The following is a 14146-nucleotide window of genomic DNA, read 5'->3' as shown; positions in this document are numbered from 1 at the left end:
TCAGCCAGGGAATGTCATAGAGCCTGATCGTTCGAGATGCGAGCGATCGAGCTCGCGTCATGCTGAAAGCATGCCTCCAGCATGACGAGGACGTGAATCAGACCCTAAAACAAAGAAATTAGAGCACGTTCGCACGTGCCACCCTGAGTCAGTGATAGAGAACGTGCTCTAGGCCGTGCCGTATTAATGGGATTTTTCCTAGGCGGCGTTGACTTACGCGCCGTCGCCCCTGCTTTCAAGAACCAATTGGTCGGATCTCGTGCCGATCGCAACACGCTCAACGCATCCCTCCCCCCTTGTGGGGGAGGCTAGGAGGGGGGGGACCCCGCAGCAGCGGACGCCGTGGTTCCCCCCCGCCCCTAACCCCTCCCCAAGTCGTGGCGAAGCCGCGCCTTCGGCACAAGGGGGAGGGAACCTGCCGCCGAGCTTTGACACGGCCGCCACATCACTTTAGGTCGGAGCCTCGGTTCCGGATCAGAAGGTTAGCCTTGCGGACACCACCCCCCTCACCGCCAGCGACCTTGCCCGCCGTATCCATTCCGGACGCGGCCTGGCCCGCCGGCGTCACGCCGACAGAGCAGTATGCCGCCGCGGTCGACTACATCCGCGACGCGGAAGGGCACCTGTTCGTGACCGGTCGCGCCGGCACCGGCAAATCGACGCTGCTGCGCGCGCTCAAGGCGACGCTCGACCATGATCTCGTGGTCGTCGCGCCGACCGGCCTCGCCGCCGTCAACGTGGGCGGCCAGACCATTCACTCCTTCTTCGGCCTGCCCCCGCGCCTCATCCGCCCCGACGACATCCGCCGCAGCCGCAACGGGCAGGTGATGCGCAAGATCGGATTCCTGGTCATCGACGAAGTGTCGATGGTCCGCTCGGATCTGATGTGGGCCATCGACCAGTCGCTGCGCATCAACCGCGGCCGCCCGCGCGAACCGTTCGGCGGCGTCCGTCTCATCATGTTCGGCGACTTGCATCAGCTCCCGCCCGTCGTGCAGGAGGTGGAGGTCGCCCAGCACCTGGAATCGGAATTCGGCGGGCCCTTCTTCTTCTCTTGTCCGGCGCTCGGCGAAGGCGCCGGCACGGCGCGCTTGGAATTGACCCACGTCTTCCGCCAGAGCGACGAGCGGCTGATCTCGGTGCTGAACCGCATCCGCGACGGCGAGGCGAACGAAGAAGACCTCGGCGACTTGAACACGCGTGTCAGTCCCATCCGCACGCTCAGCGAAGGCGAGAAGTTCGTCATCCTGACGCCGACCAACGCCGCCGCCCAGCGCATCAACTCGGCCTACCTCGACGCACTGCCCGGCCAGCACCGCACGTACGCGGCGGCCGTAACGGGTGACTTCACGTCCGCCTCCCAGCCGACCGACAGCACGCTCACCCTCAAGGTCGGCGCCAAGGTCATCATCCTGCGCAACGATCCGGACCGCCGCTGGGTGAACGGCACCATCGCCCGCATTTCACGCCTCGAGGAAACGAAGGTGTTCGTCGAGGTGGCCGGCCGCGAGCACGAACTCGAGCCGGCAAGCTGGGAGCAGCGCCGCTACGCCTACGACAGCGAGCAGGAAAAGATCGTCGGCACGGTTGCAGGCACCTTCAAGCAGTATCCCGTCCGCCTGGCTTGGGCGCTCACGATCCACAAGGCTCAGGGATTGACGCTCGACAGCGTCTATATCGATCTCGGCCGCGGGACCTTCGCGCACGGTCAGGCCTATGTCGCATTGTCGCGGTGCCGCACGTTGGAGGGCATGGCGCTGGCCCGCACCCTCACCCCGCGGGACATCCTGTTCGATCCGGCCGCCATGGGCTATCGCGACCGCTTCCCAAGTCTTCAGCCGTAAGAGCATGATTTTTAATCAGTTTCTCGCACATGCGAAATACGGGCCAGAAAACCATCGTCACAAATCTCGACTAACACACCGGCGCTCTTCGCTATTCCTCACGTAGAGCATTATGCGGCGAAGCAACAAATTTTCATGTTGCACTGCAACAAAAGATTGCTATGTTTCGAATCGAAGAGTTCAGACGTTGCTCGGACGTGACACATATCACCTTCGCCCCGGCGTCCCTCCGCCTACAGATTCAGCAACAGGAGCATTCCCGTGAACGACTTTACCCGCCAGACGCAAGACTTCCTCGCCGCCGCCAAGGAAGCCCGCATTCCGGAGCAGGTCCAGGCCATCGCCGAAGACAGCGTCACCAAGGCGCGCGAAACCTACGGCAAGTTCAACACCGTCGCTAAGGACAACGCCAAGGTCCTCGAAGAGGTCATGGTCGCCGCCCACGCTGGCGCCAAGTCGATCGGCGACAAGGTCCTGAAGAACACCGAGACCAACACGGAAGCTGTGTTTGAGGCTGCCCAGGCCCTCGCCCGCGCCAAGACCCTTCCCGAGTTTCTTCGTCTCCAGACGCAGTTCGTGCAGCAGCAGTTCACGACGGCCGGCGCCCAGTCGAAGGAGCTCTTCGAGCTTTCGACCAAGGTTGCACAGCAGACCTTCGAGAGCCTGAACACCGCTGCCACCAAGACCTTCGAGCAGATCAAGAAGGCCGGCTGATAGGCCGCCTCACCAACACTCTCGCGCACCACGTAAAGCCCGGCGACACAATCGCCGGGCTTTTTTCGTGACCAAAAAATAATTTGCTTCGCGCGGATGGCGTGGAGCCTTTCACGCTTCGAATTTCGCGCTATAGTGAGGAAATGTTAGGGTCGCGTTCCGATATCAAAATTCGCAAAGGCCGGCTCGCCGACGCCGCATCGGTCGCTGAGACGTTTCGACAATCTTGGCTGCAGGCCTACCGCGGCATCCTTCCCCAAACCCATCTCGACGACATGATCCGCCGGCGCGGCCCCGAATGGTGGGCCAGCGTGATCCGCAGCGGCGACAGCCTGCTGGTGGTCGAATCCGCGCGCGCGGTGGTCGGCTATTCGACTCTCGGATTTTCGCGCACGCGCGGTCCCTATCAGGGCGAAATCTACGAGCTCTACATTGCGCCCGTGCACCAGGGCCTCGGCCTCGGCGAACATTTGTTCGAGGGATGCCGTTACGGTCTCGACCAGCGCCGCCTCAAGGGTCTGATCGTCTGGGCGCTCGCCGACAACACCATGGCGACCGACTTTTACTGGCGCCGCGGCGGCCGGCCCGTGAAGCAGGCCATCGAGAGCATCGGCAGCCGCAAGCTTGAGAAGATCGCCTTCGCCTGGCCGGCCTGAGACGGGTCATCGTCCGCGCGATCCCGCGTCCTCACCCCTCCGTCACACCTCTCATCAGGCTCCCCACATCGGGCTCCGCCGTAAAAGGCCCGTTCGCAGTGCTGCGAACAGTCCTCTCCAAGCTCGAGCCTCAGGAGGTCTCTAGTATCATGATCTAAAAGCCCGCCGTCATCTCACATCGGGCTCCGCCCGGCCGCGCCCTGGACTGCCGGCTCGAGCGGGCAGGTCTCCTGACGCGCGATCGTATCGGCCAGCTTGCGCGCCAGCACGATGGCATCGAGGTTGGCCAGCGCGTCGACATAGGCCACGTGGCAGGTTTCCCGGTCCGTCACGCGCGTGACGACGAGAACCTCGCCGGCGCCCGCAGGGCTTTCCGTGAAGTAGCGCACGATGGTGGCGTAAGGGACCGGCTGCGCGTCGCGCACCACGAACCGCCATTCGATCGTGCTTCTCTGCCCGCGCTTATCGAACAACGTGTTGAAAGCGCGGAGTGTTTGCCGCGCGGCCTGGCGCTTGTTGGCGTCCGGGCCGACACTGAGGTAGGTCCCCCGGCGGCCCTCTGCAACGTACACGGGATAACCCGGCAGCCCCGCGCACAGCCGCGCCGCCCCGGAGCGGTCGCCGGGCACCGGCTCACACTGCGAGATGTCGAGCGCCGTATAAAGACTTTTGACGGGCTGGATCGCCTCCGCACCTGCGTACGAAAGAACGAGCAGCAAAGCTGTCAGACACGTTGGGCGCCAGCCCATGCACGGCCCCTCCAACGTCGGTGCGATCCTGGTCTTCCTTGTACACGCCATCGTGGCCAAAATCCGCGGCCGGCTGCCCCATTTTGCCCGCCTAGCCCACCCTCGACCGTTGACAACCGTATCCAGGCCCAAGAGCCGCACTTCCGCTCTGCCGCACACATGGTATATCGCGCGCAATCGAAACACGAGGTTGCGATGAGCGAGGTCAGGATCGCCGTGACTGGAGCAGCGGGCCGCATGGGCCGCGAGCTCATCCGCGTGATCTCCACGACATCCGGTTGCGTCCTGAGCGGCGGCACCGAAAGCCGCTCCTCCCCCCACGTCGGCGCCGACCTCGGCATTCTCGCCGGCCTCCCCGCGCTCGGCATCGCCGTCTCCACGAATACGCGCGACATCGTCAGCCGAAGCGACGCCATCATCGACTTCACCACCCCCGCCGCCACCATCGAAGTGGCGGACCTGGCCGCCCAGGCCGGCATCGTCCACGTCATCGGCACCACCGGGATGGACGAGCGCGACGAGGCCGCAATCATATCGGCCGCACGCCACGCTACTGTCATCAAGGCCGGTAACATGAGCCTCGGGGTCAACCTGTTGACGGCCATGACGCGGCGCATCGCCGAAGTCCTGGACGCGGAGTTCGACATCGAGATCGTCGAGATGCACCACCGTCACAAGGTCGACGCTCCGTCGGGCACGGCCTTGATGCTGGGCGCCGCGGCGGCCGAGGGGAGAAAGATCGATCTCAAGACGAACGCCGACATGGTGCGGGACGGGCACACCGGGCCGCGCCAGCGGGGCAACATCGGCTTTGCCACGCTCCGCGGCGGCTCCGTCATCGGCGACCACACCGTCATTTTCGCGGGCGAAGGCGAACGAATCGAAATCACCCACAAAGCCGGCGATCGAAGCATCTTCGCGCGTGGCGCCGTCAAAGCGGCGCTCTGGGGCCAAGGCAAAGGGCCCGGACTTTTCAGCATGAGCGATGTATTAGGAATTTGAACCGCATGTCGACGTTGCAAAGGACGAAACGGGTTGAATCCATGACGAACAAATTAGTGCTCGTGCGCCATGGAGAAAGCGAATGGAACAAGAAGAACATCTTCACCGGCATTCGCAATCCGGATCTCACCGATAAGGGCGTCATCGAGGCCCGTTGGGCCGGTCGGGTCATGAAAAGCGAGGGCCTTCGCTTCGACATTGCTTTCACCAGCAAGCTCAAGCGCGCCCAGCACACTCTCGACATCATTCTCGGCGAGATCGGCGGAGAGGCCCCGCAAGTCATCGAGGACGTAGCGCTGAACGAGCGCGACTACGGCGAGCTCTCCGGTCTCAACAAGGAAGAGGCGCGCGAGCGGTGGGGCGAAGAGCAGGTGCTCGCCTGGCGCCGCAGCTTCGATATCCCGCCTCCCGGAGGTGAAAGCCTGAAGGACACGGCCGCCCGCGTGCAGCCGTATTACCTCGCCAACATCTGGCCCCACATCGAGGCGGGCAAAAACGTGATCGTCGCCGCCCACGGCAACTCGCTGCGCGCGCTCATGATGTATCTCGACAAGCTCTCCGAGGTGGAGATCCTCGATCTGGAGCTCGCCACCGCGGCACCACAGCTTTATCGCTTCTCCGATACCGGCGACGTTGCCGAGCATCGCGAGCTGGTCCGTTCGGAAGGACGTGACAGTGGCCTTGGCTGAGCTGGCCCACGAAACCGCCGCGGCCAGCCATCGCCGCGACCGGTGGATCGGCGTCTATATCGGCGTGCTCGCCGTCATCTTGGCGATCTGCACGCTCGGCGGCGGCAATGCCGCCAAGGATGCGACCCTCAAGAACATCGAGGCGTCGAACACCTGGAACTTCTTCCAGGCCAAGAACCTGCGCCGCCATGTTCTGAGAACGCAGGCGGACGAGCTGCAGCTTGTCGCGCTCGCCAACCCCGCCCTGAGCCCCGAGGCCCGCGCGGCAATCGAAGCCAAGATCGCGAGCTACAAGGACGAGGATCGCAAGCTGACCTCCGATCCGAAGTCCGGCGAGGGCCTCGATGAGCTGTTCCAGCGCGGCAAGGCGCTTGAGACCGGACGCGACATCGCGCTGCGCAAGGACCCCTATTTCGATTACGGGCAGGCTCTTCTGCAGATCGCCATCGTCTTAGCGTCCGTCGCGATCATTTCCGGCGGCTCGGCCGTGCTGATCGCAAGCGCATTCATGGGGATCGCCGGCACCGTGATCACGCTGAACGGCTTCCTGCTTCTGGTGGCCGTTCCCTTCATAGGTTAACGCCGCCCGGCCCCGTCGTCACAGCCGCACACGAAGGCGTCGCCACCGCGCCCGAAAGCATTGCCCACCGGTCCGCTTGCAGGCCGGGATGCGGCGCGGTAGTACGCGAGCCACGCAAACCCACACCCTCTGACGGAACCTCGACACATGACGACGCACAAGCTGCTTCTCCTGCCCGGCGATGGCATCGGCCTTGAGACCATGGCCGAGGTCGAACGCATCATCGCGTTCTTCAACAAGATGAGCGGCGCGATCAAATTCGAGACGGAGCACGATCTCGTGGGCGGCTCCGCCTACGACAAGCACGGCGTCGCCGTCACCGATGCGTGCGTCGCCAAGGCCAAGGCGTCCGATGCGGTGATCTTCGGCGCCGTCGGCGGCCCGCAGTGGGACAAGGTTCCCTACGCCGTCCGCCCCGAGGCCGGCCTGCTCCGCCTCCGCAAGGATCTCGACCTCTTCGCCAACCTTCGCCCCGCGATCTGCTATCCGGCGCTGGCCGACGCCTCCTCCCTCAAGCGCGAGCTGGTCGAGGGCCTCGACATCATGATCGTGCGCGAGCTGACCGGCGGCGTCTATTTCGGCGAGCCGAAGGAGATCGTCACGCTCGAGGACGGCCAGAAGCGCGCCGTCGACACGCAGATCTACACGACGCGCGAAATCGAGCGCATCGCCAAGGTCGCCTTCGATCTCGCCCGCAAGCGCGGCAACAAGGTCCATTCGGCCGAAAAGCGCAACGTCATGAAGACCGGCGTGCTGTGGAACGAGGTCGTGACCGCGACCCACAAGTCGTACGCGCCGGACGTCGAGCTGCACCACATCCTCGCCGACAATTGCGCCATGCAGCTCGTCCGCAACCCGAAGCAGTTCGACGTCATCGTCACCGACAATCTCTTCGGCGACGTGCTGTCGGACGAAGCGGCGATGGCGACCGGCTCGCTCGGCATGCTGCCCTCGGCCTCGCTTGGCTCGGAGAATGGGAAAACGGGCAAGCGGCTCGCCCTCTACGAGCCCGTCCATGGTTCGGCGCCGGACATCGCCGGCAAAGGCCTCGCCAATCCGATCGCGACCATCGCCAGCTTCGCCATGGCGCTCCGCTATTCGTGCGGCATGAGTGCGGAAGCCGATCTCATCGACCAGGCCATCGCGGGCGTCCTCTCGGACGGCTACCGCACCGGCGACATCATGCAGGACGGCATGCGCAAGGTCGGTACGACCGAAATGGGCGGCGCCATCCTCGCCAAGCTGGAGAAGCTGGTGGCCTGATCGACGGCCCTCCACCCTGCGGGGCGATTGAATGAAAAAAGGCGGCTCTCCGAATGGAGGGCCGCCTTCATTATCGCCGCAAGCGGAGAGACGCGCTCGATCCGCAAGCGTGCTTAGTCCTTCGTGATCACGAACACCTTGAAGTCCTTGTCGAGGCGGAAATCGTACTGGCCCGCCTTGCACTTGACGTCCTCGGCCTCGTACACGCCCGTACCCTCGGCTTCCTTCTCGTACTCGCCGCCTTCGCAACCCCAGGCGGCGACGGCGTCCTTGATCTTTGCCGCTTCGTCGGCGGTCGGCTTTTCGTCGGCAAATGCTGCGGTCGAGCAGAATGCCAGGGCGGCGGCGAGCGCTACAATGTGCTTCATGATGGGGAATCTCCTTGAAAGGAAAGCAGGAATAATTCCCCTATTTGATTGCCGCAGCGCAGCAAGTCTAGAGGGAGAACTTCCCAAAATATCCGGGAGCGGCCCAATTCATTGAGCGTCATGTAAAATATTCATATTGCCCAGATCCCACTTACGTAAGCAGGGCGAGCGAATGCGCGCATTCGCGCAAACTGGTTCCCGTTTGCACAAACTCCGATCAACGCGACTCAGAGATTTCGCAGTGCAACAGTCTTAATGCTGTGGTCCTGCGCCTTGTGCAGAATGAGGCGCGCGCGCGGCCGTGTCGGCAGGATGTTATCGACGAGGTTCTTGAGGTTGATCGTCCGCCAAAGCTCGAGCGCACGGGCCACCGCATTGTCGTGCGTCAGCGTGATGTAGCGATGGAAGAACGACGCCGGGTCGCGGAACGCGGTGCTCCGCAGCCGCATGAAGCGCTCCAGGTACCACCGCTCGATGAGCGCCGGCTCGGCATCGATGAAAATCGAAAAATCGATGAAGTCGGAGACGAACGGCCCCGACGCCGACCCGCGCTCGTACGTGGCCGGCTGCAGCACGTTCAGCCCTTCGACGATCAGGATGTCGGGCCGCTCGATGACGATCTTCTGGCCGGCCATGATGTCATAGAAGAAGTGCGAGTAGACCGGCGCTTCGATCTCGGCCTTACCGCTTTTGACGTCGGCCAGAAACTTGAGCAGCCGCGGCGTGTCGAAGCTTTCCGGGAAGCCCTTCCGGTTCATCAGGTCGCGCGCTTCGAGCTCCCGGTTGGGGTAGAGGAAGCCGTCGGTCGTCAGCAGATCGACCCGCGGATGATCCGGCCAGCGCGCCAGCAGCGCTTTGAGGACACGCGCTGTCGTACTCTTACCGACTGCGACCGACCCGGCCACACCGATGATAAAGGGCACCTTGCAGTCGGTCCGGCCGAGGAAGGTCGAGCTGACGGCGTGCAGTTTTTGCGCTGCAGCAACGTACAGATTGAGAAGGCGCGACAAAGGGAGATAAATTGTCTCGACCTCTTCGACGCTCAGGTCTTCGAGGATACCCGAGAGTACCTCAAGTTCTTGAGGCTCGAGCGTCATTGGGGTATCCGCGCGAAGCTTGGCCCACTGCTCGCGCGTGAAGATCCGATAGGGAGAAAAATTCAGGTCGCCGCTTTTTCGGCCGCTTTCCTCGGACCACGTGCCGTCGCCCGCGTCCGCGATATCCAGCGCCGTTGTCATGGGTCACACCCGGGAGCCGAGGTGGCTCCTCCTTCGAAGTTGCACACACAAACACATACACACGCATCGGCCAGCAGCCGCCGGCCAGTCGTTCACGGCCCGATCGGCCCCTGAGCTTTTACGAGCGCATCACCGCGGACGCGCCGCCTTTTCGGCGAGCCCCGATTGTCCGGTCCGCTTGTCCAGGACCGCCAGCACGTCGTCGAAGGCAATGCCGCGCGCCTCGAGCAGTACCAGCAAATGATAAATCAGATCGGCAGCCTCCGCACGCAGCGCATCGTCGCCTTCGCCGGCGCCCGCCAGCACCGTTTCGATGGCTTCCTCGCCGAGCTTTTTGGCGCAATGCGCCGGCCCTTTGTCCAACAGCTGCCGCGTGTAGGACGTCGAGGCGGTCTCACCGCGCCGTGCTTTGATCGTCGCGGCTAAGCGGGAAAGAACATCGTTGCTCATGGTGTCAGCTTTCGTGCCGGGAAGAGACCGCCGCGCCGGTATCCGGTCGAAAGGATAGCCGGAAACAGCGGAACAGGGCCTTAAGCATCCCGGCCCCCGCTGTCCAGTGCTCCGGTTTCGCGAGCTTAACGCGGCTCAGCCGCCTTGCGATCCCGTCAGCCGCATGCGGATATAATCGAGCTGGTCGAAATTGCCGTACTTGATCACGAGGTTGCCGCTCTCGCCCGAGCCGCGCTTGACCTCGACCTTGAGACCCAATGTATCGGCCAGTTCCTTTTCGAACGCCTTTGTATCCGGGTCCTTGTCGCGGACCTTGCGCGCCCCGGTCGATCCGGCAACGCCGATCGGCCCGGCCTGACCCAAAGCTTCCGCCTCGCGCACGTTGAGCCCCTGTTCGACGATCCGCGCCGCAAGGGCCTCGGCATCGTCGCGGCCGACCAGCGCACGCGCATGACCTGCTGTCAGCCGGCCATCGAGCACAAACGCCTGGACCTGCGCCGGCAACTTCAGAAGGCGCAGCGTATTCGCTACGTGACTGCGGCTTTTACCAATGATTTCCGAAACCTGCTCCTGGCTGTAATCGAACCGTTCGATCAACTCGCGATAGCCGCCCGCCTCTTCGATGGCGTTGAGGTCGGCGCGCTGGACGTTTTCGATAATCGCCAGTTCGAGAACTTCGCGGTCCGACAAATCCCGGACGATGACCGGGACCACATGCAGCCCGGCCTTCTGGGACGCGCGCCAGCGCCGCTCGCCGGCAACGATTTCGTACGCCTGGTCGTCCTCGGGATGCGGCCGCACGACGATCGGCTGCACCAGACCCTTGGTGCGGATCGATTCCGATAGCTCCGCCAGATCCTGCTCGGCGAAATCCTTGCGCGGATTGAACCGGCCGCTGCGCAGCTGGTCGACGGGGCAAAGCCGTTGCTCGCCCTCCGCCGGCAACCGCGGCTGACTTTGCGGCGCCTCCCCGATCAAGGAGGCCAATCCCCGGCCGAGCCGGCTCTTGGGTAGCGCTGAATTCATGACCTGACCCGTTATTCGTGTGTTTTGAGGCCGTTATGCCGCTTTTGTGTGACGCTCACGTTCGATGATCTCGGTCGCGAGGCGAATGTAGGCCTGGCTGCCCGCGCAATCGTAATCGTAAAGCAGGATCGGCTTGCCGTGCGACGGCGCTTCCGCGACCCGCGTATTCCGCGGGATCATGGATTCGTAGACCTTGGGGCCGAAGAAGGCCCGGACTTCATCCGCGACTTCGCGCGACAGCGTCGTCCGCGCATCATGCATGGTCAGCACCACGCCCTGGATCTCGAGCCGGGGGTTGAGCGTGGCCCGGATCTGATCGATCGTGTCCTTGAGCTGCGAAATGCCTTCCAGCGCGAAGAATTCGCACTGAACCGGCACCAGAACGGCGTGCGCGGCGGCCAGCGCGTTCAAAGTCAGGATATTGAGCGAGGGCGGGCAGTCGATCAGGATGTATTTGAACGCCTGATCGGCCGGTTTCGACTGGGCCTGCGCCACAAGCGCTGCAACGGCATCGCGCAGCTTGTAGGCCCGGCTGGGATCGCCCGAAAGGTCAGCCTCGAGGCCGACCAGATCCGAGTTCGCCGGAACGACCAGAAGGCCCGGAATTGCGGTCTGCACGGCGGCTTCGATCAGGCTCACAGTGCCGAGAACCGCGTCGTAGGACGTGAGTTTCCGGGCGTTCGGCGGCACGCCGAGCCCCGTCGAGGCGTTGCCCTGCGGATCGAGATCCAACACGAGCACGCGCTCTCCGACCGCCGCGAGTGCGGTCCCGAGATTGATCGCGGTCGTGGTTTTGCCCACGCCGCCCTTCTGATTGGCGATCGCCAGAACTCTGAGGTTCGAACCAGGGCCTGTCACGGGGCTAACCCTCCGTCTTCACAGCCAAATTTCTCAAAATCACGATGCGCGCCTCGTCGTCGGTCAAGCTCGGCTCAGCCCTGGCGTCGAAACTGAAGGCCTCGGCCGCTTGGGCCAGTTCCGCCGCGGCGTCGCGCCCCTTCGGGAATACAGCCACGGTTTGGGGAGAAAAGTACGGCAGCACGAGCCCCAAAAGCTTCGGTAAAGGCGCCAACGCACGCGCAGTGATCACGTCTCTTATCTGAGACTTAGCCTGAGTCGCGAATTTTTCGCTCCGCTCAGAGCGAATCTCCACAGCCACGCCAGTCTTGCGGGCGACCTCGCCAAGAAACGCGGCCTTTCGTGAATCGGACTCCACGAGGGTCATGCGCGCCTGCGGGTCCCGTTCGGCCAACATGATAGCCAGAACGAGCCCCGGAAACCCGCCGCCGGAGCCCAAATCGAGCCAATTGCGCGAGCCGGCGGCTTTTTCTCCCTCCGACTTTGCGCCGTCGGCCGGCGCAAAAGATCCCGATTCACGTGAAACGCCGCCAAACGCCAGCAACTGCGCCGAATCCGCGAAATGGCGGTGCCACACATCCTCTAATGTCGAAGGCGCGACCAGATTGATCGTCCGCTGCCACGTCTTGAGGAGCGAGTCGTAGGTTTTCAGCCGGTCGAGGGTTTCACGTGAAACGCCGAAAGCCCTCTGGAACGCATCCGCGCCGCCGATATGCGCCGGACGGGGGCTCATGAGGCCTTCTTTTGCGCCGATTGCTTCTTCACGGCCGCTAAAATCACCATCAGCGCCGCCGGGGTCATGCCTTCGATCCGGCCAGCCTGGGACAGCGTCGCCGGCCGCAGTGACGCCAGCTTGAGGCGCAGCTCCGCCTTGAGGCTCGGAAGATCCCCATATGCGAAGTCCGCCGGGATCGCGATGCCTTCGTCCTTTCGAAGCGCCGCCACATCGAGATCCTGCCGCCGCACGTAGGAAGCATACCGAGCGTCAATTTCTGTCTGAGCCGCAATCGCGGGATCGACAGACAAAAGCTCAGGCCAGATCTCAGCCAAGCGCGCGAAGGTCACGGAAGGATAAGACAGAAGTTCGAACGCCGAACGCCGCCGCCCATCCTTGTTAATTTCGATTCCGATTCGTTCCGCTTCTGACGGTGTGAGCGTTTTTTGAGAAAGAAGTTGAGCAACATCGCATAAGGCATTGTTTTTATTAGCGTAGGACCGTGAACGAACGGGGCTCACGCACGCAATGTTCTCGCCTAATGGCGTTAACCTTTGATCGGCGTTATCTGCCCGCAGCCGCAAGCGAAATTCGGCGCGCGACGTGAACATGCGATAGGGTTCCGTGACCCCGCGCGTGACCAGATCGTCGATCATGACGCCGAGATAGGCGTCCGCACGCGAAACAACGAAGGTTTTGGCCCCGCCGGAGGCCCGCAAAGCCGCGTTGAGGCCCGCGGCGAGCCCCTGCGCGCCCGCTTCCTCGTATCCCGTGGTGCCGTTGATCTGTCCGGCGAGAAACAACCGGCTCAGGATCTTCGTCTCCAGCGTCGGCAGCAGCGCGCGCGGATCGACGTAATCGTACTCGATCGCGTAACCAGGGCGCTTTAACACAACGCGCTCAAGCCCAGGTAATGTCTTGAGAAAAGCCTCTTGCACATCGGCCGGCAACGACGTCGAGACGCCGTTCGGATAGACCGTTTCGTCGTCCAATCCTTCCGGCTCGAGAAACACCTGGTGAGCCGCACGATCCGCGAACCGCACCACCTTGTCCTCGATGGACGGGCAATAGCGCGGCCCCTTCGAGGCGATCTGCCCGGAATACATCGGCGAGCGGGCCAGATTGGCGCGAATGATCTCGTGTGTCGCCGCCGTCGTCGCGGTGACGGCGCAGGTCACTTGAGGATTTGTGATCCGCTCGGTCAGGAACGAGAACGGCACCGGATCGTCATCGCCCGCTTGCTGCTCAAGCGAGTCCCAATCGATCGAACGCCGGTCGAGACGCGCCGGCGTACCGGTCTTGAGGCGGCCCATCGCCAGACCCAGCCCGTAAAGCCGCTCAGAAAGCTTCAGCGCCGGCGCATCGCCGACTCGTCCTGCTGGATGAGTCTGATCACCTAAATGAATGAGACCATTGAGAAAAGTGCCAGTCGTCAGAACCACGGCTCCGGCCCGGATGTGGTTGCCGTCCTGCGTGACGATCCCGCAGACTTCGCGGCCGTCGACGATCAGATCCTCGACCGCGCCCTCCAGCACGGTCAGGCCCACCGTCGTCTGGATGGCCTGCTGCATCGCCTCGCGATAGAGCTTCCGGTCGGCTTGCGCGCGCGGGCCCTGCACGGCCGGCCCCTTGGACCGGTTGAGCAGCCGGAACTGAATGCCGGCTGCATCCGCGACCCGTCCCATCAGGCCATCGAGCGCGTCGATTTCACGGACCAGATGGCCTTTCCCGAGCCCTCCAATGGCCGGATTGCAGGACATTTCGCCGATGGTCGCGAACTTGTGCGTGACGAGGGCCACCGACGCGCCCATGCGTGCAGCCGCAGCGGCCGCTTCCACGCCCGCATGCCCGCCGCCCACGACGATCACATCGAAAGTTGTCTCGTCCATCCGCCGATCCGCCTCGCAAAGAGTCCGGCGAGAGATACAGGACCCCCGCGTGAGGGTCAAAGCGCACGCAACCCGTGGACATCTTCGTTTTGATGTGGAAAGGGC

15 protein-coding genes are annotated in these 14146 nt (G+C 63.4%); 7 read left to right on the top strand and 8 right to left on the bottom strand.

The window, feature by feature from the left end:
- The first annotated feature begins 488 nt into the window (after nucleotides 1-488).
- The 3 genes from ACTIFK_RS17625 to ACTIFK_RS17615 all read left to right on the top strand — a co-directional run bounded on the left by ACTIFK_RS17625 (nucleotide 489) and on the right by ACTIFK_RS17615 (nucleotide 3214).
- Entirely contained in the window at nucleotides 489-1844 is a 1356-nt protein-coding gene (locus ACTIFK_RS17625; RefSeq protein WP_439544320.1) for an ATP-dependent DNA helicase, read from the top strand.
- 261 nt (nucleotides 1845-2105) lie between these two features.
- The gene (locus ACTIFK_RS17620) at nucleotides 2106-2558 is read left to right on the top strand and encodes a phasin family protein (RefSeq protein WP_439544319.1); all 453 of its coding nucleotides are present in this window, start codon (nucleotides 2106-2108) and stop codon (nucleotides 2556-2558) included.
- Between the two features lie 143 nt (nucleotides 2559-2701).
- Nucleotides 2702-3214 carry a GNAT family N-acetyltransferase gene (locus ACTIFK_RS17615; protein ID WP_439544318.1) on the top strand — a complete coding sequence of 171 codons (513 nt, stop codon included), beginning with the start codon at nucleotides 2702-2704 and terminating at the stop codon, nucleotides 3212-3214.
- Between the two features lie 173 nt (nucleotides 3215-3387).
- Here the strand turns inward: ACTIFK_RS17615 and ACTIFK_RS17610 are convergent, their stop codons facing one another.
- Nucleotides 3388-3963: a hypothetical protein gene (locus ACTIFK_RS17610; RefSeq protein ID WP_439544317.1), complete on the bottom strand. Its 576-nt coding sequence runs from the start codon at nucleotides 3961-3963 to the stop codon at nucleotides 3388-3390.
- A 195-nt stretch (nucleotides 3964-4158) separates the two neighbouring features.
- Here ACTIFK_RS17610 and dapB point away from each other — a divergent pair, with 195 nt between their 5' ends.
- From dapB to leuB, 4 genes are all read left to right on the top strand, one after another.
- Nucleotides 4159-4965, top strand: coding sequence for a 4-hydroxy-tetrahydrodipicolinate reductase (gene dapB / locus ACTIFK_RS17605; protein ID WP_439544316.1), 807 nt, complete (start codon nucleotides 4159-4161; stop codon nucleotides 4963-4965).
- A gap of 41 nt (nucleotides 4966-5006) precedes the next feature.
- Entirely contained in the window at nucleotides 5007-5654 is a 648-nt protein-coding gene (locus tag ACTIFK_RS17600) for a 2,3-bisphosphoglycerate-dependent phosphoglycerate mutase (RefSeq protein ID WP_439544315.1), read from the top strand.
- A complete protein-coding gene (locus ACTIFK_RS17595; protein WP_439544314.1) occupies nucleotides 5635-6234 on the top strand; it encodes a DUF4337 domain-containing protein in 600 nt (199 codons plus the stop codon). Before ACTIFK_RS17600 ends, ACTIFK_RS17595 begins: the two co-directional genes overlap by 20 nt.
- Nucleotides 6235-6381: 147 nt before the next feature.
- Nucleotides 6382-7497, top strand: a complete 1116-nt coding sequence (leuB, locus tag ACTIFK_RS17590) for a 3-isopropylmalate dehydrogenase (RefSeq protein ID WP_439544313.1) — start codon at nucleotides 6382-6384, stop codon at nucleotides 7495-7497.
- 113 nt (nucleotides 7498-7610) lie between these two features.
- On the opposite strand, the gene ACTIFK_RS17585 is transcribed toward leuB, so the two are convergent.
- From ACTIFK_RS17585 to mnmG, 7 genes are all read right to left on the bottom strand, one after another.
- Nucleotides 7611-7865: a hypothetical protein gene (locus tag ACTIFK_RS17585; RefSeq protein WP_439544312.1), complete on the bottom strand. Its 255-nt coding sequence runs from the start codon at nucleotides 7863-7865 to the stop codon at nucleotides 7611-7613.
- Nucleotides 7866-8092: 227 nt separating this feature from the next.
- Nucleotides 8093-9103, bottom strand: a complete 1011-nt coding sequence (gene coaA / locus ACTIFK_RS17580; protein ID WP_439544311.1) for a type I pantothenate kinase — start codon at nucleotides 9101-9103, stop codon at nucleotides 8093-8095.
- A gap of 129 nt (nucleotides 9104-9232) precedes the next feature.
- Nucleotides 9233-9553 carry a phosphoribosyl-ATP diphosphatase gene (locus ACTIFK_RS17575; RefSeq protein ID WP_439544310.1) on the bottom strand — a complete coding sequence of 107 codons (321 nt, stop codon included), beginning with the start codon at nucleotides 9551-9553 and terminating at the stop codon, nucleotides 9233-9235.
- Nucleotides 9554-9688: 135 nt separating this feature from the next.
- Nucleotides 9689-10579: a ParB/RepB/Spo0J family partition protein gene (locus ACTIFK_RS17570; RefSeq protein WP_439544309.1), complete on the bottom strand. Its 891-nt coding sequence runs from the start codon at nucleotides 10577-10579 to the stop codon at nucleotides 9689-9691.
- A 33-nt stretch (nucleotides 10580-10612) separates the two neighbouring features.
- Nucleotides 10613-11437: a ParA family protein gene (locus ACTIFK_RS17565; RefSeq protein ID WP_439544308.1), complete on the bottom strand. Its 825-nt coding sequence runs from the start codon at nucleotides 11435-11437 to the stop codon at nucleotides 10613-10615.
- 4 nt (nucleotides 11438-11441) lie between these two features.
- Complete coding sequence (gene rsmG / locus ACTIFK_RS17560; protein ID WP_439544307.1) at nucleotides 11442-12170, bottom strand: 16S rRNA (guanine(527)-N(7))-methyltransferase RsmG; 729 nt, start codon at nucleotides 12168-12170, stop codon at nucleotides 11442-11444.
- The gene (gene mnmG, locus ACTIFK_RS17555) at nucleotides 12167-14041 is read right to left on the bottom strand and encodes a tRNA uridine-5-carboxymethylaminomethyl(34) synthesis enzyme MnmG (protein ID WP_439544306.1); all 1875 of its coding nucleotides are present in this window, start codon (nucleotides 14039-14041) and stop codon (nucleotides 12167-12169) included. The genes rsmG and mnmG overlap by 4 nt, the downstream gene beginning before the upstream one ends.
- Nucleotides 14042-14146: the final 105 nt, after the last annotated feature.

It is taken from the genome of Hyphomicrobium sp. (assembly GCF_051860585.1).
Taxonomy (GTDB): domain Bacteria; phylum Pseudomonadota; class Alphaproteobacteria; order Rhizobiales; family Hyphomicrobiaceae; genus Hyphomicrobium_C.
The sequence above is the reverse complement of the archived record's forward strand: the minus strand, read 5'-3'. Positions and strand labels throughout refer to the sequence as shown.